The 18,290-nt window shown below is 54.4% G+C and carries 9 protein-coding genes; 5 read left to right on the top strand and 4 right to left on the bottom strand.

The genetic code is table 11. The features are described 5' to 3' along the window. Positions 1–58: 58 nt before the first annotated feature. Positions 59–1,435, bottom strand: a complete 1,377-nt coding sequence (locus ACFPMF_RS14630) for an enolase C-terminal domain-like protein (RefSeq protein ID WP_379846282.1) — start codon at positions 1,433–1,435, stop codon at positions 59–61. Between the two features lie 410 nt (positions 1,436–1,845). Between ACFPMF_RS14630 and ACFPMF_RS14625 the strand changes: the two genes are divergently transcribed. The 3 genes from ACFPMF_RS14625 (at position 1,846) to tamL (ending at position 9,530) form a co-directional block, all read left to right on the top strand. Further along, positions 1,846–1,995: a hypothetical protein gene (locus ACFPMF_RS14625; RefSeq protein ID WP_379846280.1), complete on the top strand. Its 150-nt coding sequence runs from the start codon at positions 1,846–1,848 to the stop codon at positions 1,993–1,995. Positions 1,996–2,190: 195 nt separating this feature from the next. Further along, a complete protein-coding gene (locus ACFPMF_RS14620; RefSeq protein ID WP_379846278.1) occupies positions 2,191–7,203 on the top strand; it encodes a translocation/assembly module TamB domain-containing protein in 5,013 nt (1,670 codons plus the stop codon). Further along, positions 7,200–9,530 carry a translocation and assembly module lipoprotein TamL gene (gene tamL, locus ACFPMF_RS14615; protein ID WP_379846275.1) on the top strand — a complete coding sequence of 777 codons (2,331 nt, stop codon included), beginning with the start codon at positions 7,200–7,202 and terminating at the stop codon, positions 9,528–9,530. Before ACFPMF_RS14620 ends, tamL begins: the two co-directional genes overlap by 4 nt. Positions 9,531–9,766: 236 nt before the next feature. Here the strand turns inward: tamL and ACFPMF_RS14610 are convergent, their stop codons facing one another. Genes ACFPMF_RS14610 through ACFPMF_RS14600 form a run of 3 tightly spaced genes read right to left on the bottom strand, consistent with a single transcriptional unit; the run spans position 9,767 to position 16,015 of the window. Further along, complete coding sequence (locus ACFPMF_RS14610) at positions 9,767–11,269, bottom strand: SusD/RagB family nutrient-binding outer membrane lipoprotein (protein ID WP_379846273.1); 1,503 nt, start codon at positions 11,267–11,269, stop codon at positions 9,767–9,769. Between the two features lie 25 nt (positions 11,270–11,294). Next, complete coding sequence (locus tag ACFPMF_RS14605; protein ID WP_379846270.1) at positions 11,295–14,879, bottom strand: SusC/RagA family TonB-linked outer membrane protein; 3,585 nt, start codon at positions 14,877–14,879, stop codon at positions 11,295–11,297. A 41-nt stretch (positions 14,880–14,920) separates the two neighbouring features. Beyond that, positions 14,921–16,015, bottom strand: coding sequence for a FecR family protein (locus ACFPMF_RS14600; protein WP_379846267.1), 1,095 nt, complete (start codon positions 16,013–16,015; stop codon positions 14,921–14,923). Between the two features lie 209 nt (positions 16,016–16,224). Between ACFPMF_RS14600 and ACFPMF_RS14595 the strand changes: the two genes are divergently transcribed. Beyond that, positions 16,225–16,785 carry an RNA polymerase sigma factor gene (locus tag ACFPMF_RS14595; protein ID WP_379846265.1) on the top strand — a complete coding sequence of 187 codons (561 nt, stop codon included), beginning with the start codon at positions 16,225–16,227 and terminating at the stop codon, positions 16,783–16,785. Between the two features lie 167 nt (positions 16,786–16,952). Further along, the gene (gene ffh / locus ACFPMF_RS14590) at positions 16,953–18,272 is read left to right on the top strand and encodes a signal recognition particle protein (protein WP_379846263.1); all 1,320 of its coding nucleotides are present in this window, start codon (positions 16,953–16,955) and stop codon (positions 18,270–18,272) included. The last annotated feature ends 18 nt before the right edge of the window (positions 18,273–18,290 follow it).

The following is an 18,290-nucleotide window of genomic DNA, read 5'->3' as shown; positions in this document are numbered from 1 at the left end:
AACCTCTTTTAAAGAATCTTTCTTTAAAAGAGGTTATGGAGTCCAACTTACTCACCGTTTAGGGCCGGATAATGGTTCCGTCGGCTTTTCGGACCTGCCAGTTTGACTTGGTGGTAATGGGATATTTGGCCGCTTCTTTTTCGTTGATGTCCACGCCCAGCCCCGGAACCTCGTTGACCGACATATAGCCTTTGTTCATGGTGGGACAACCGCTGAACACTTCTTTCATTTTGTCCGAAAACTGAACCGCTTCCTGAATGCCGAAATTCCAGACCGCCAGGTCGATATGCGCGTGGGCCGCGTGACCGACCGGCGAAACATCGCCGGGGCCGTGCCAGGCCGTGCGGACGTTGAACCACTCGCCCAGCCGCGCGACTTTCATCGCGGGCGTAATTCCACCGATCTGCGAAACGTGAATCCGGATGAAATCGAACCACTGATTGGCCATCGGCTCCTTGAATTCGTTGATGTTGTTGAACAGTTCACCCATCGCAATTGGCACCGACGTGGCCTGCCGCAATTGGGCAAACCACTTCATGTTTTCGGGTGAAAACGGATCTTCGATGAAGAACGGGCGGTAATCTTCCAGTTTTTTGATCATGTTGATCGCGTCGATGGGCTGCACCCGCTCGTGGATGTCGTGCAGCAGCTCGACCTCGTCACCGCACTGTTTGCGTACCACTTCGAACATTTTCGGCACCGATTTCAGGTACATCTGTTCGTTCATGTAGTTGTCGGTGGCCCCACCAAAATTGGCCGCTTTGAAATCGGGCTGGGTGTTCGCGGCATTGGCGCCAACGGCTCCGTAGCCACCCTGTTGAATCCGGATGTGCCTGTAACCCTGTTCCATGAATTTCTTGACACTTTCGGCGGCTGCTTCGGGCGTGTTGCCGCCCGCGTGGGTGTAGCACGGAATGGCAAACCGGGCTTTCCCGCCCAGCAATTGATAAACCGGCATGTTGGCCCGCTTGCCCTTGATGTCCCACAGCGCCTGATCCAGCCCGGAAAGAGCGTTGTTCAAAACCGGCCCGTTCCGCCAGTAGGAACTGACATAGGCCGATTGCCACATGTCCTCGATGTTATCGACATCCTTGCCGACGCAGAATTCATTGAGGTACGTATTGATGGCGACCACGACAACGGCGGCCCGTTGTGTGAAGGTGGCGCAACCTAAACCGTATAAACCGGGTTCGGTGGTTTCGACCTTGACAACGATGAGGTTGGAGCCCTGCGGAGCCGTCGCAATGGCTTTGACGGATTTGATCTTGACGGGCGGCATGGCTTTCGCGTAGGAGGGCGTGCCCTGGCGTTCGCGGGCTTCGGCGGAGGACAGGCCGCCGAACAAACCGAGCAAACCGGCCCCGGAGCCAAAACCTATTTTTTTCAGGGTCTCACGACGGCTGTTCGATTCCGCAAAATGTTCGTCTTTTTTCATGGTTAACGGGTTTAAGCAATGGCTAGGAATGATTGAGGAGTTTAATCGTTTAAGGTTAATGATTTATGGCGGAAGTCGTACACATCGGGCGTTGTTTTTTCTGAAAAATCCGAGCCATTAAATGAACAACCCGCCCCGGACGGCCCGGTAAAGGCGATGGATGAATCACCCATTTGCGTCCATTTTCAACACCACCAGCCGGAAGGGCAATGGACTGTTTTTCGGCCGGCAGTTGGAAGGTATAAAACGGACGAAATAGTATTTTATGAACTAAATTTAGGGTTAAATGGGTTTGGCGCGGTGCGGTTTCTGCACCAGTACCCTTAAAAACCAGGAGACGGTTTTCATTGATCGGCTGGTTGGTTAACTTTGATGAATGAACCTAGTCAGAAACGCATCCTTCCACGGCATTGACCCAACGGCAGCGCTATACCATGAACAACCGGTTTAAAATATGGCTCAAGCGCGTTGGCTGGCTGGGCTTTCTCTTCTTTCTCATCAAAGGCCTGCTCTGGCTGATTATTCCGTATTTGATTGCCAAAGGCGTTTTTTCGAAGTAAAGCGTGACCGGATGGAACGTCACGATAACATAATTCTGTTCCGGACGGTTTATTGGGTAACTTGAAGCAACTGGCAACCGGATCCTATTTTTTAGGTCAAAAGATGACCCTATATTCAACATTCGTCGTCTAAACGTCGTATTAACTTATAAAGCGTGCCAAGGCGGTAGATTATCCGGAGATCAATAAAAAGACGTGAAAAAATTTCTGACGGTTTTTTTTCTGGCCATTCTGGGGCTGATTTTTCTAGTGATTGGGTTTCTTTGGGTAGTCGGTACGACCACCTGGGGGCAGGAATTCGTAACCCGTCAGGTCAATAGTTATTTAGCCGGAAAAATTAAAAGCCCGTTCCGGATTGGGCGGATTACCTACGATATCCCCGATTATATCGGGCTGGAAGAGGTTTTATTCATTACGCCCAAAGGCGACACGCTGCTGGCGGGCCAGAAACTCCGGGTCGATCTCGACATGCTGGGTTTGCTCAAAAACCGGGTCACCCTCAACCAGATTGAACTGGAAAACGTGCACGTCAACCTGAACCGTACGTTACCCGATACGACGTTCAACTTCCAGTACATCATCGACGCCTTCGATACCGGAGGCCCTCCGCAGCCGGTCGATACAACGGCGGCTCCGTTAGACATTAGTTTGGCGGGGATTACGCTCAAAGACGTTCGGATTCGGTATAAGGATGATGTCGTTGGGGCCGATGTGGGGGCGTATGTGGATAGCCTGCGCGCGAATTTCGACGAAACGGATGTGGACAAATCCCGCTACCACCTGAAAACCGTCACTGTCGATGGCCTGGTGGCAACAACCCGGCTTTATAAAGGCATCGATACGCCGGAAACACCCACGACCGCAGCACCGGCCGACACGCTCGATCTGAAACTGGGCAGCTGGCAGGTCCGCCGGGCACGCTGGGATGTGCAGGTGGAAGAAGCGGATTTTCAGACCAAAGGCACCGTCGGACGATTGGCGATGGATGCGGATTACCTCTATCTGGAGGGGCAGCGCGTCGGGATTAAATCCATCGAACTGGAGAATTCGGACCTGGCCGCCATCCTGACCAAAGCAGCTCCAAAAGCCAGTTCACCAGCTTCAACCACGGCCGCGGCCACCGACGACTCAGGCGGCTGGCGGGCCAGCATCGGGCGCGTGGCACTGGCGAAAAACCGTATCCGGTTTGAAGACCAGAACCAGCCGAAACAGAAAACCGGGCTGGATTACGGCAACCTCGATCTGCGGGATTTTTCCTTAACGGCGCAGGCCCTGCAATACACTCCTCAACTGATTTCCGGGAAATTTCGCGGGGGGCAGTTTCGCGATCGCAGCGGTTTTACGCTCCAGCGGCTCGATGCCGATGTCGTATACAGCGACACGTTGACCTCCGTTTCCCGGCTGTATGTCCAGACGCCCCAAACGTTGCTCCGCGACCAGCTGATTCTGCGGTATGACTCCATCGGGCAACTCAGCCGCCCGCGCGAAGCGCACCGGGTGGGCATTCGCGTCAATTTGAAACAAAGCCGGGTGGCGTTTGCGGATATTCTGCAACTGGCGCCGTTTCTGTCCACCACACCCCCTTTTTCCGAAAACCGGCAGGGCGTCATTCGGGTGAATACGCTGATGCGCGGCACCCTGGCGAACCTGAGCATCCCGACCTTCGAAGTAGACATGCTGTCGGGTACCCGGCTGCGGGCGAGCGGACAACTGCGGAACGTGACGGATGTAAACCGGCTGGCGATGGACATCAACCTGACCGAAGGATCAACCCAACTGCGGGATATTCAGCAACTGCTGCCCCAAGGCACGCTGCCGGACTCGTTCAACATTCCGCCAAAACTCCGGCTGACGGGCCGTTTTCGGGGCGAACTCGATAACCTGAACATCAATTCGGCGCTGCAAACCGACTGGGGCAATGCGGAATTTGACGGAAACGTGCGCGGTTTTGTGGCGGGAAAAAACCAGGCGTATAAGGGAAAAGTGGCGTTGGCGCGGTTTGAAGCCGGGCGTTGGCTCGGGCAGCAGGGAACCATCGGGAGCATTACGGCGGATGCGACGGTCGATGGACGGGGCATTGATGTGAAAACCATGGAAACCGCTTTCCGGCTTAGTGTCCGGCAGGCCGAGTTGATGGGCTATAATTACCAGAATTTTGAGGGCGAAGGCCGACTGGCCGAAGGAACGCTGCAAATGCGCAGCACGCTGGATGATCCGAATGCCCGACTGGCACTGAACACGCAGGTCGGTTTGCTCCAGGACTTTCCCAGCGTGCGGGGCGGGCTGGCGATTGAGAAACTGGATCTCACCCAACTGAAACTGTACAAAGACCCGCTGAGCCTCGAAGGAAAAATGCGGTTTGATTTTGCGTCTACCGATCCGGCCAAACCGGTCGGGATTCTGGTTGCCCGCGAAACCGTGGTGCGGTACGACGGGGGCACGTATCCCCTCGATTCGTTTTACGTCAAAACCGATGTCGATGGCGTTCGGAAAATCGTGGAGGCTAAACTTCCGTTTGCCACGATGAAACTCGATGGGCAATTCGATTATACGCGGCTGGGCGATATTGCCATTGGCGAGTTCAGCAAATACATCCAACTGCCGGATCTGACGTACAAACCAGTGAATCCGCCGTATGGTTTCAACGTCGATATGACGGTTAATCATCACCCGCTATTGATGGCTTTTGTGCCTGCGCTAACCAAAATGGACCCGGTTACCTTTCGGGCTTATGTGGATAACGTTCGGGATACAACCTTTGCGGCTTCGTTGAAAACCGGGTTGATCGAATACGATACAATGCAGATTCAGGGCGTCACGATGAACCTGGCGGGGCTGAACGGGCGGCTGGGCATAACCGGCCAGGTCAATGCCGCCAACGCGAGCGGGATCAAACTGAACGTCACCAAATTGAATGCGGAAGCGGTCAAAAACCGGCTGTGGTTCGAAATTGAGTCGGACGACTCGACGGGCCGGGCGTGGTACGGTTTGTCCGGCAATCTGGCCATTGCTGACCGGGCGTATCAGTTCCGGTTCAATCCCGACGGGCTGCTGACCAATTACCAACGCTGGACCAGCGACACCACGGGGTATATTCAGTACAGCGAAGACGGTCTTCTGGCCGACCGGTTTTCGCTCCGGACCGGTTCGCAGAAAATTCTGGTGAACAGCATTGTGCCGCAGCCGAACGCGCCAATGGAAGTGAAGGTTGAAAACATCGACCTGACGAATATGGCAAAACTGGCCAATCAGGATACGACGATGGTGGGCGGGACGTTGAACGGCGACGTGGTGCTGCGCAACGTGCTGACGAATCTGTCGTTTACCGGAAACATCAGCGTCGACAGTTTGAACGTGATGGCCAAACCGCTGGGCAATCTGACGGCGAAATTCGAGAACACAACCGAGCAGCGGATTTCGACGGATGTGGCACTGGTGGGTTCGGGAAACCGGGCGCGGGTAACGGGTTTTTACAAAGCCTCCGATCCGGCTAACGCATTGGATTTCAAGATCAGCCTGGATGAACTGAGCGCCCAGACCATCGAAGCCTTCAGTTTCGGGCAGTTGCGGCAGGCCAGCGGTCAGTTGCGCGGAGAGGTTGATGTGAACGGTTCGATCGAACAACCCAAGATGAACGGGTCCCTGTCGTTCGATTCGCTGGCTTTCAACATCGCGTACCTGAATGCCACGTACCGGATTGACGACGAAACCATCCGGTTTAACGAAAAAACCATCACGTTCCAGGATTTCAGCATCCGCGACGCCCAGAACCGCTCACTGACCACGAACGGAACCATCATGATTCGGAAACTACCGGATGTGGCCTACAACCTGAACATCAGGGCCGATAAATTTCAGGTCCTGAACGCTACCCGGAAAGACAACGATCTGGCGTACGGCAATGCGGCCATGAGTGCTAATCTGAACATTCGCGGGGCCGGCACCAGCCCGACCATTAACGGGTCAATCAAACTGGAAGACGGCAGCAAGGTGACGCTGGTGCTGCCCGACCAGAGTTCGACCGTAAACGAAGCGCGAGAAATCGTTACGTTCATTGATCACAAAGACACGCTGGCGTTGCGCAAATACCTGGTAGCGATTAAACCGGATACAACCCTGCCCCGCATGGCCTTCCGCGAACTGAACAACGCCCAGATTGATCTGAGTCTGGAAGCCAATGAGAAATCGGAGATTACGATTGTGGTGGATGAACTCAACGGGGATAACCTGCGCATCAGAGGCAATGCCCAGTTGAACGTCGGCATCAGCCAGAGTGGAGCGATTTCGCTGCTGGGTCGGTATGATGTAACCGAGGGTGAATATTCGTTGACGTATGAGGTATTGAAACGCAAGTTTTCGATCCAGAAAGGCAGCTTCATCACCTGGACGGGCGATCCGCTACGGGCGCAACTCGACATTACCGCCGTTTATCAGACCACGGCGACGCCCTCGAACCTGATTGCGAACGAAACGAGTGAACAACTCCGGACAGCCTCGAAACAGAAAATTCCGTTCAACGTTTTGCTGAAAATGAAAGGGCGGCTGGCGGCTCCCGACATCAGCTTCGACATTGCCATGCCGGAAGATGATTTTCTGGCTTCCCAGACGGTTATTGACGCGGTGAATTCCAAACTGACCCAGTTGCGGCAGGACCCTTCGCAGTTGAACAAACAGGTTTTCGGGCTCCTCGTGCTGGGCGGTTTTATTGCCGAAACCTCGTCCAGTTCGTCCGGGGGCGGTATCAATACCGAAGAAATTGCCCGGAATAGTGTCAGCAAAATTCTGTCGGATCAGCTGGAAAAGTTTGCGTCCAGTTTGTTGAAAGGGTTCGATGTCAATTTCGACCTGCTGTCGTCGAGCCAGTCGGCGGGCGTCAACAACACGGTGGGTTCCCGGACCGACCTGAATGTGGGCGTGTCCAAGAGTTTTTTGCAGGGACGGCTGACGATTTCGGTGGGCCGCAATTTTGTGCTGGAGAGCAATAATTCCACGATTACCCGAAATCCGAACGAAGTCTTTGATAACCTGTCGTTAAACTACAACCTGACCCGTGACGGGCGGTATATGCTGCGGGGGTACCGCAAGAGCGATTATCAGGCGGTTTTGGAAGGCTACGTCATCGAAACCGGCGTTGGATTTGTCATTACGGTCGACTATAACCTGATGAGTGAAGTGTTTCGCAAATCGGCGGAAAAAAAGAATCAATGAGAAAGAGTCTAGGCTATATTTTTGCTTTTCTGACGCTGACCGGCTGTCATGTGGCCCGACACATCCCGCCCGGTGAGAAGCTGTATATGGGTACGGAAATCAATGTGCAGGTCGATTCGACGGTTTCCAAGAGCGAAAAAGAACAGATTGAAACGCAACTGGCCGAGCTGGCGCGCCCGAAACCGAACAAGAAACTGTTTGGCTATCCTTTCAAAGTCGGCTTGTATTATTTGATGGGTGAACCCAAGCGGGAGAAAGGGTTTCGGGCCTGGTTCCGGCGGAAATTCGGCGAAGCGCCGGTTTTTGCGAGTGCCAAAGCCCTGTCGTCTAACTCATTGATCTGGATGGCTTTTCTGGAGAACGAAGGCTTCTTTCGTTCGACGGTTTCCGGGCGGCTGCGCGACAATCCCGACAGTTCGAAAAGCTACCAGACGACCGGCGTCTATCAGGTGCAGGTTCAGCCCCGGTATTATATCGATTCGGTCGCGTTCCTGATGGATTCGACGACCCTGCGGAAACCGATGCAGCAGGTGAAGAGACGGACCCTGCTCAAAAAAGATAATCCGTACCGGTTTGACATCATCAAGCTGGAGCGGGAACGGATTACGCAGGCGTTACAACGGCAGGGATTTTTTTATTTTCAACCGGATTTCATCACGGTTCTGGCCGATAGCGCCCTGGGCAACCACCGGACCCGGCTCTACCTGGCCATTAAACCCGAAACGCCCCGGGCGGCTTTGCTGCCCTATTCCGTTCGGGATATTTACGTGTATCCCAACTACAGCCTGTCGTCCACTACTACCCGGAGCGATACCGCCCAGGAACAGGCCGTGGAGTTCGCCAAACTGAAGATCGTTGATCCCGCCGGGGTTTATAATCCGAAACTCTTCCGGGACATTATTGCCCTGCAACCCGGCAAACGTTATAACAGCCGGGCGCAGGAGCAAACCTTGTCGCGGTTTGTGAATGTGGGTTCGTTCAAATTTGTCCGTAACCGGTTTGAACCCGATCAACAGGGCGACTCGACCGTGCTGGATGTTTATTATTACCTGACGCCTTACCCGAAAAAATCGGCCCGGTTCGAACTGGCCGGAACCAGCCGGTCCAACAACCTTGTGGGCTCGCAAATCAGCCTGAACTGGCGCAACCGCAACGTGATGGGCCGGTCGGAGCTGTTCACCATCAACGCCAATACCGGACTTGAATTTCAGATCGGTTCGCGGCAGAGCGGCATTACCAATTACCGCTACGGTTTCCAGACCAGCCTGACTTTTCCCCGACTCGTATCGCCCATTCCGATCAAACACTACCAGCGCGGGCAAACACTGCCCCAGACGACGGTTTCGCTGGGGTACGATTTGATTGTTCGCCGGGAGTATTACCATTTGAATTCCTTCCTGGCCACCTTCGGCTATAGCTGGCGGAGCAACCAGCAGATGGAACACGTTTTTCAACCCATTAGTATTAACTACGTATTGCCTTCCAGTTACGGCGACAAGTTCTTTGCGATGGAAGATGACCCGGCTACGCGGCAGCAGTACATTAATATTCTGCGTTCGGAACAGCTTATTCTGAGTTCGCTGTATACCTATAACCTCAGTTCATCACCCCGGAATTCGACGGCGTATACGTACCGCCTAAGCGTAAACGTCGAACCCGCCGGGAATCTGGCTTCGCAACTAACCCGCAAGGTCAACGGGTTGGGAGAAGAAATCATTTTTGGCGTTCCCTATTCGCAGTTTTTCCGGATGGACGTTGATAGCCGCCATTTTTTCAAACTCTCCCCGGGCATCACCTGGGCGAATCGACTGTTTGCCGGTTTAGGGGTTCCCTACGGCAATTCGGATCAACTGCCTTTTGTCAAACAGTATTTTGTGGGAGGAGCCAACAGCATCCGGGCTTTCCGGCCCCGGGCGGTCGGGCCGGGCATTTATACCCGCAACCTGGATGGATCGGTCATTCTTCAGGACGGTGGGGGCGATATCAAACTGGAGTTTAATACGGAAATTCGCCCCAAATTCAATAAATACTTTCAGGGGGCGCTATTTCTGGATGCAGGCAACGTCTGGATGTATTCCGATAAAAGTTCCTACGGCATCGGAACGCAGTTCACCAAAGAATTCTACAAACAGATCGCGGTCGGTACCGGCCTGGGGCTTCGGATTGACGTCTCGTATTTCGTCGTTCGCTTCGATCTGGCGTTTCCGTTGCGCAAGCCCTGGCTGCCGGAAGGCCAGCAGTGGGTGTTCGACGAAATCGACCCGAGCAGCCGGTCGTGGCGACGCAATAACCTGATTCTGAACGTAGCCGTTGGGTATCCGTTCTAAAGAGCCCGGTTTTCCGGAATGGAAGAAAACCGCATACATTAACCGTATTTCGTCACCGAACGCTTACGAACGATGGCAAGGTGAAACCAGGCAAGCCTTCGCATCCCGGGCCTCTGTAGTTCGAATACCACCGAATCTCCAGTTAGTTGCCAGGTATAAGACACCAGAAACAGCGAAAAGCCCGGAACATAAAGACTTAACGTCTCTACGCTCCGGGCTTTTCGGTAAACGCCCCCTTACTTCTTATCCCACCAGACTTTGCTCAGGTAGGTATCGCCGTTGCTCAACCGTGACGACGCTTCGTTGTAATTGGCCGCGTTCCGGAGTCGTTCGGTGCTCGAATATACACCCCGGCGCGGAATCTGACCGTTGGTCGTGCCCGGGTTGGGACCCGGTTTCAGAACCGGGTAGCCGGTCCGGCGCCATTCGGCGTAGGCTTCGTAATGCCGCATGAACAGACTGATCCATTTTTGCGTCATGATCTGCTCGAGCTGCTGTTCGGCGGTTCCGGTTAGCTTGCCTTCCCGGGCGATATAAGCCGCGATATCCGCTTCGGCAATGGAATACGGCTGAATCTGCATGGTGGCCCGGATGCCAGCCTGGTAGAATCCTTCGGCCTGAGCGGGTGTTAAACCGCCCCAGCCGAGCAGGGCCGCTTCGGCCTTGAAGAAGCAGTTGTCGGAATAGGCCATAAACACGTACGGGAACGTGGCTTTCCGGTCGTTGTAGATCGAAATGGTGCCGTACGAATAATCGTCGCGGTTGATGATCACGCTACCGCCCAGGGCCACGCCAAGCCCCCGGTAAATCGGTTTTCCGGCTTTCTTGGAGTTTTCGGTCGGCTCGGCAATGCGCGGCAGCCGCGGGTCGTTTTTCGCCAGCAGTACATCGATGAACGGAGCGGCCAGCTGGTTCAGTTCTTTACTGCTGTTGTAACCGCCGATGATCGGGTGATAACCAAACGGGTTTCCGTCCTGTGTGACCGTTGGCATGGCACCGTTGTCGGCATTGCTCTCAATCAGGGGCGCTTTCAGGGCTTCCTCGACGGTTTTGCGGGCTAAAGCGGCATCGGCATACCGCAGCCGCATTCCCAGCCGGAGTTTCAGTGAATTCCCGAGTTTCCGCCATTTGGTAACGTCGCCTTTGTAGACAAAGTCCGCGTTGCCATACGACACATCCGTTGCGTTCAACTGGCTGATTGCCGCATCCAGGTCCGTAATCAGCGATTTGTAGATATCTTCCTGCTTGTCGTATTTCGGGAGCAGGATCAGGTTATCATCGGGCAAACCGGCCTGGGTATACGGAATATCCCCCCAGAAATCGGTCATCCGTTGCCAGAAGTAGATTTCCGTGATCTTGGCAATAGCGAGTTTGGTCCGTCCGTTGGGCGTGCCTTCCTGGCCTTTCAGAATCTGATTCCGAATCTGAGAAAGGTTCTTGATCAGTTCGTAGTGCGAGGTCCAGTTGTTGGTTTCGTAGATGTCGCGGTCTTCGAGGTATTGCGAAGGGGCCGAGAGCGAACCGCTGGCCCACTGCTCGACCCACGAACCGACCTGCCACCAGTTGGTACCGTCGGCCAGAAAACCGCTTAGCTGGGCCTGGGAATACAGGTATTCTGCCGGAACGCTGCGGGGTTGGGTGGGAGAGGTGTTCAGTTCCTCGAAATCATTGGTACAGGCCGATGCCGTAACGAGCAAACCCAGTACCGGAAGCAGTATCTTTTTAGAAAAACGTTTCATGTTTTGATTCAGTTTTGGGTTCCGATCAGAAGCTCAGGTTTAAGTCGACACCAACGGTGCGCATCAGCGGCAGCGAGTGCTGTTCCATACCCATTGTCCCGGAGTTGACGTTGATGGATGCGTTTTCGGGTGAAAAACCGTCCGTGTGTCGTTCGATATAACCCAGGTTCCGGCCGTACAGGGCCAGTGATGCACCCCGAACCACCTTGTTATTTTTCAGAATAGAAGCCGGGAGCTGATACGCCAGCCGGATTTCCCGAATGGCAATATAGCTGGCGTCGTAGATAAATTCTTCCGCGACGGCAAAGCCTTTGTCCGACGCTACCCGGTTCCAGTAGGCCTGAGCCGTTACGGGAATATCGTTGGTCTGGCCCGTGCTGATCCACTGATTGCCTTCCCGACGGGCTTTTACTCCCTCCGCGATCAGGCCGCCTTCCCGGCCTTCCAGCGTCCGTTTTGACGTTCCGTAAGCGGCTTCCTGCACCCGGCCCTGCGAGAAAATCTGACCGCCCCGCCGGATGTCGATCAGCGAGCTTAGGGATAAGCCTTTGTAGGAGAAGCTATTGGTCAAACCGCCGATCCATTTTGGCGTGGCGTTTCCGATGGCCACGGTTCCGATGCTCTGCACAATGGGCAGGCCTTTGTCGTCGATCAGGCGGTTGCCGTTGGCGTCTTTCAGCCAGGCGTAGTCGGCGGCTTTCAACTGGCCATACGGTTCACCCGGCGCAGCCACCACGCGAATGTTGCGGTCGGAGCCGACCACGATTTCGTTCACCCCGTCGATCAGTTCCAGGACCTTGTTGCGGTTGACCGAGAAATTGAAACTGGCATCCCAGGAGAAACCATTACTTAATTTAACGGGGGTACCGCCAATCAGGAGTTCAATACCCTTGTTTTCGATCCGGCCCGCGTTGGTTAGTTTGCTGCTGTAACCCGTTGACTGCGAGATGACGATGGGTAGGATCTGGTTGCTGGTGACGGAATGATAATACGTGAAATCCAGATTCAGGCGGTTTTTGAAGAACCGCAGTTCGGCCCCGGCTTCGTACGAGGTTTTCAACTCGTTTTTCAGGTTCGGGTCAACGACCGTACTGGTATAGGTGGCCAGGGGCTGATTCAGAAACGTGTTGGCGTTCAGGTTATAATACCCCAACGTCGAATACGGATCACCCGACCGGCCCGCCTGGGCGTACGAAGCCCGTACTTTCAGGTAATCCAGCGCCGGGAGGTTCAGAGAAAGAGCGTCCGTAACCGCCCAGCTTAAGCCGACCGACGGGTAGAAATACGAGCTGTTGGTCACCGGAAGCGTCGACGACCAGTCGTTACGCGCCGACACATCGAGGAACAGGTAGTTGCGGAAACCGATGCTGGCCTGTCCAAACACGGAGTTAATTACCGACTCCGCCACACCCAGCCGGGGCGTGTTCAAAACCGTCCGGCCAATGGCGTACAGACCCGGAATGCTGAGCTGTGAACCGGCATTTCCGGTAATCCGGTAGCGGCTGCTGAGGTGGTTGCCGCCGAGGTTGGCGCTGATTGAGAAATCACCCACTTCCCGGTTGATCATCAGCAAACCGTCCACGTTCTCGGTCTTGTTAAACTCCATGTTTTCAAAAACGTCACCCGTTTGCGAAACCCGGGTCCCGACGGCTTTCCAGCCAAACTGCCGTTCGTAGTACAAGTCCGACCCGTAGCGCAATTGAACATTGATGCCTTTGGCGATTTCGTAGTTCAGCTTGGCGTAGGCAATAATCCGGTCGCGGGTATCTTCGTTATGCGTATTGTTGACCGTCCAGAAGGGGTTGGACGTCACGGAATTACTTTCAAAAATTTTCTCACCCCCGACGAAAAAACCGTTGCCGCCCAGATCCTGGGAGTAGCGGATGTCCTTGGCCGTGTATTCATACCGCTTCAAACCGTCCATGCTCAGGCTGCGGGGTACGTACAGAAACCGGTACACCGGGTTCATGCCGTCGTCGCCCACGTAGGGCCGGTTGTTGACCTTCTGGTTGATGTAGTTAACCTTCGTGTCAAGGTTCAGCCCTTTGGCAATGTCCGCCGACAGTTTAACGGTTACCGAGTTCCGGTTTAGTTTGTTGGTAGGCACAAAACCGTCATTGTTCAGGTTCGTCAGCGAGAAGTAGTAATTTACTTTTTCGCCCCCGCCATCGACACTAACGGTATTGATGGCTTGTTTTTCGGGTTTGAAAAAGGCCGTGTAGGGGTCGGTAATGGGGGAGTAACTGACGGTATCGCCCCACATGTCTTCCACGGTTTGGCCCTGCATTTTCGGCCCCCAGCTACCGCGTGTCGTCGGGTTCCGGCCTGCGCTCAATTTAGGAATGCCACCCGTCAGGTTCGCATTGAACGGAACAACCGTGCCGTTGGCTTGCCGGTAGAAGGTGAACTGGCCATTGTAACCCTGGCCGTATTCGTTCTGGTAATCCGGTTTTACGAGGGCATTACCGACCGAATAACTTCCGCTGTACTGAACGGATGGCCGCCGGTTGCGACGACCCGATTTGGTCGTGATGATCACCACCCCATTGGCCCCCAGCTGGCCGTACAAAGCCGCGCCGTTGGGCCCTTTCAGAATGGTCATCGATTCGATGTCGTTGGGATTGATGTTTGAAATCCCATCCCCGCCGTCCAGACCGCCCTGTAACTGAAACGAGCTGATGGCCCGGCGGTTGGAGTTGTCGATGGGAACGCCATCAATGACGTAGAGCGGCTGGGAATTCCCCGACAGGGAGGAGTTTCCGCGAATAACGATTCGTGACGAACCGGTTGCGCCCCCGGCCGAGGATGTCACCTGCACACCGGCTACTTTCCCCGACAGGGCCGTTCCGAGGTTGGTGACGTTGGCCTGCGCCAGGTCGGAGCCTTTGATTTCACCGGCGGCATAGGTCAGCGCCTTTTTCTCGCGTTTGATCCCCAGGGCCGTCACCACCACTTCGTTCAGTGTCTGATCGCCCGGTAGCAACCGAACGTTGATCACGCTCTGCGTGCCGACTGTAATTTCCTGTTTGGCGTAGCCCACGAAGCTGAACACCAGCACGGCGTTGCCATCGGCCACGTTGAGTTTATAGGCACCCAGCGCATCGGTGGTGGTTCCCTGCGTGGTTCCCCGGACTGTGATGCTGACGCCCGGTAACCCCTCGCCCTTGTCGTCGGTGACCGTTCCCGAAACCGCCTGTTCCATTGCGGCCATCGTTGTGAGTGGTTCGACGGGGGCTGACTCACTAGTTTTGCCTTTGGTCAGGATGATGCGGTTTTCGGTAACCTCGTACGTAATGGCGAGGGGAGTAAGCAGTCGTTCCAGGACGCCGGCGAGGGCTTCGTTGGCCGCATTGATCGAAATGTCGCGGTCGGCCCGGATGTTCTGGGGAACATAGATGAATTTAACCTGCGTCTGTTTCTCGATGGTGCTCAACACCTCCTTAAGCGATTTGTTTTTCAGTTGCAGGCTGACGCGCTGGCTCAGCAATTCTTTGGTGGCCTGATCCGCTCCGAACGCAAAACTGGTCTGGCTGATGGTGATCAGCAGCAACAGGCACGTTATTCGGCGGAGAAAGGACACGAACGGTCGGGTTGGTAGTCGGTTTTTCATGGTTTATTTAATAAAGGTATCGCATACTAAACAGGGTTGATTTACTCGCCACATCCGGTTGCCAGGATAAGGATTTTGCCGTCAGTTACTTCGTAAGAACCTTCGAGGGATTTGCTGATCAGTCGCAACTGTTCGTAGAGCGACAGGCCGGTCAGCGAGGCCGTCAGGGTGCATTTTTGCAGCAGCGATTCGTTGTAGACAATGTCGATCTGGTACGTATCCTCGATCCGCCGGAACACGTCGGAAATGGGCTTGTCCTCAAAGTCGAAGGAAACCGGTTGTGCATTCTGCGAAATCTGGACTGGTTTTTCCACCAGTTCTTTGCGGAAAACCGCTTCTTTGGCGTTGAAAACCACCTGTTGATTCGGTGTCAGTACCACGCCCGTTACTTCCGGTTTTTCGACATTCCGTTGTTGTTCAAGCTCTTTCCGGGAATACACCGTTACGCGCCCGGTCCGGACGGCCACGGTCACCTGCGGATTTTCGTCGTTGGCTTTCACCGTGAAGCTGGTACCGACGACGCGCGTTACCACGTCGCGGGCGTAAACCAGAAACGGTACTTTCGGATTGGGAACCACCTCGAAAAAAGCTTCGCCGGTCAGGATGACGGCGCGTACGCTCTGACCAAAACCGGCCACGTGCTGAATCCGGCTATTGGGCTGGAGCCGCACCGTACTGCCATCGGGTAAGCGCACCTGAACGGGTTTGCCGGTGCGGTTTACCTGTTCAACCATGCCTTCCCGGGGCTGAACGACGGGCCATACGCTGGTCGCCAGCGGGTTTTTGAAGTGAAGCTGCCATTCCAGCCATCCCGCCCCGAACAACAGCAGGAGAGCGGCAGCCGCATACCAAAACCACCGGAAAACCGGCATTTGCCGCCCGGCGGGTGCCTGGCGAATCCGGTGCATAATCTGGCCGGTTTCGTGGTCCAGGGTGGTTTCAGTCAGGCCCTCATCCGGGAGTTTCAGGGCTTCCAGAATGTCTTTGGCCAGCAACGCTTCGGCGCGGTTGGGGTGCGCCAGGGCCATCCAGTCGGACCAGAATGCCACGGCGGTTTCGTCGCTGCGATACACCCAGGCGATGAATGAATCGTCGGTTAAGAAATCTTCGGCTTGGTAGGTCTGATAGCCCGGCATAAACAGATGGTGACGTTCACAAGTCCAATGTGGATACTAGGAGATAGAACGGTTTTTCGGTTGGATACCCACGCGATCCAAAAATTATTTATTGGAGGGGCTTTCCCGGTGTTTTACTATTTTTTACGAATTTTTCCCTACTTTGTAGGTGCGATGGGTCTTCGAACCCGATTGATGAAAGACCACCGTATGGTTAACGTCCTATCTGCATGAAGAACAATTTACCGGATTCAGCCTTATGGGATCAGGTTCGTGGGGGCGACGAGGTTGCTTATGAAGAATTGATCCGGCGTTTTTACCGACCGCTATACCATTACGGCCTCAAATTCACGCGCGATATCGACCTGCTCAAGGACGGAATTCAGGATTTGTTCGTAGAGTTATGGGCCTACCGCCGGAACATCACCCAGACGGAATATGTCCGTGTGTATCTCTTCAAATCGCTGCGCCGGAAACTGTACAAGGAAGCGCTCCGCGCTGGTTTTACGGAATCCCTGGAAGAGGAGTATTCCGACGGTTTTTTCTATACAGAAAGTTTCGAGGACGAACTGATCCGGACGGAGTTGTCCGCTTACCAGCGCAGCCGTCTGGAAACACTGCTCAAAACCCTAACCGACCGCCAGAAAGAAGCAATTCACCTGAAGTTTTTTGCGGCTTTACCGAACGACAAAATCGCGGACGTGATGGGCCTGAGCTATCAGTCCGTGGCGAACCTGCTGCACCGGGCCGTCAACAAACTGCGCGAAGGCTGGGGCGGGCTGCTGTTGTAATAAAAAGTCATGCCTTCCTGTCGGTTGTGTATTTCCTACCTCCCCTAAAAATCACTAACTTTGCATTCTCTGATCACCTCTGATGTTCTCTGATCAACCCTGATGAATAACTATTACACAGAGTTAATCAGAGAACATCAGCGTGTATAGAGGTAAAAATTGGGAATATGTTTGAGAATCTTCAGGATAAGCTTAATCAGGCGTTTAAAACCTTAAAAGGGCAGGGCCGGATTACCGAAATTAACGTGGCCGCCACCGTTAAGGAAGTGCGCCGGGCACTGACCGATGCCGACGTTAACTACAAGGTTGCCAAGGAAGTAACCGACCGCGTCAAAGAAAAAGCCCTTGATCGCAAAGTCATCATCGCCGTCGAACCGGGACAATTATTTGTCAAGATTGTTCAGGAAGAGCTGACCGACCTGATGGGGGGTGAGGCCCAGAGTATCAACCTCAAAGGTGATCCGGCCATCATCCTGATTGCGGGTTTGCAGGGTTCGGGGAAAACGACTTTCTCGGGCAAGCTGGCGGCTTTTCTGAAAAAACAGGGCCGCAACGTGCTGCTGACGGCCTGCGATATCTACCGCCCGGCCGCTATCGACCAGCTGAAAGTGCTGGGTGAGCAGGTCGGCGTGGAGGTCTATGCCGAACCGGAAAACAAGAATGCAGTCGAGATTGCCCAGAACGCACTGGCGCACGCCCGCAGAACCGGTAAGAAAGTGGTCATCGTCGATACTGCCGGGCGTCTGGCGGTCGATGAGGTGATGATGCAGGAGGTCGAAAACCTCAAGAAATCACTGAATCCGACCGAAACGCTGTTTGTCGTCGACTCGATGACGGGGCAGGATGCGGTCAATACGGCCAAAACGTTCAACGACCGGCTGAACTTCGACGGCGTTGTACTGACGAAATTAGACGGTGACGCCCGCGGTGGGGCCGCGCTCTCGATTCGGGGCGTGGTGCAGAAACCGATCAAGTTCATCAGTACGGGCGAAAAAATGGAAGCGCTCGACGTATTCTACCCCGATCGGATGGCGAGCCGGATTCTGGGCATGGGCGACGTGATTTCGCTCGTGGAGCGGGCGCAACAGGCCTTTGACGAAGAAGACGCCAAGCGCATCAGTGCCAAGATGCGGCAGAACAAGTTCGATTTCAACGACTTCCGGGGCCAGCTGCAGCAAATCAAAAAGATGGGGAACATCAAAGACCTCATCGGCATGATTCCGGGCATGGGCAAGATGATGAAAGACGTCGATATCGATAATGATTCGTTCAAGCCCATCGAAGCGATCATCGGCTCGATGACGCCCAAAGAACGCGAACGCCCCGAAATCATCGACGGAAACCGTAAAAAACGAATTGCAAACGGCAGTGGCACGTCCATTCAGGAAGTGAACAACCTGCTGAAACAATTTGACGAAATGCGGAAAATGATGAAGAAAATGAATCAGATGCAGTCGTCGGGCAAACTCAGCAAGATGATGAAGTAGCCGGATTGGATCCGAAGC

It is taken from the genome of Larkinella bovis (assembly GCF_042655385.1).
Taxonomy (GTDB): Bacteria; Bacteroidota; Bacteroidia; order Cytophagales; family Spirosomataceae; genus Larkinella; species Larkinella bovis.
The sequence above is the reverse complement of the archived record's forward strand: the minus strand, read 5'-3'. Positions and strand labels throughout refer to the sequence as shown.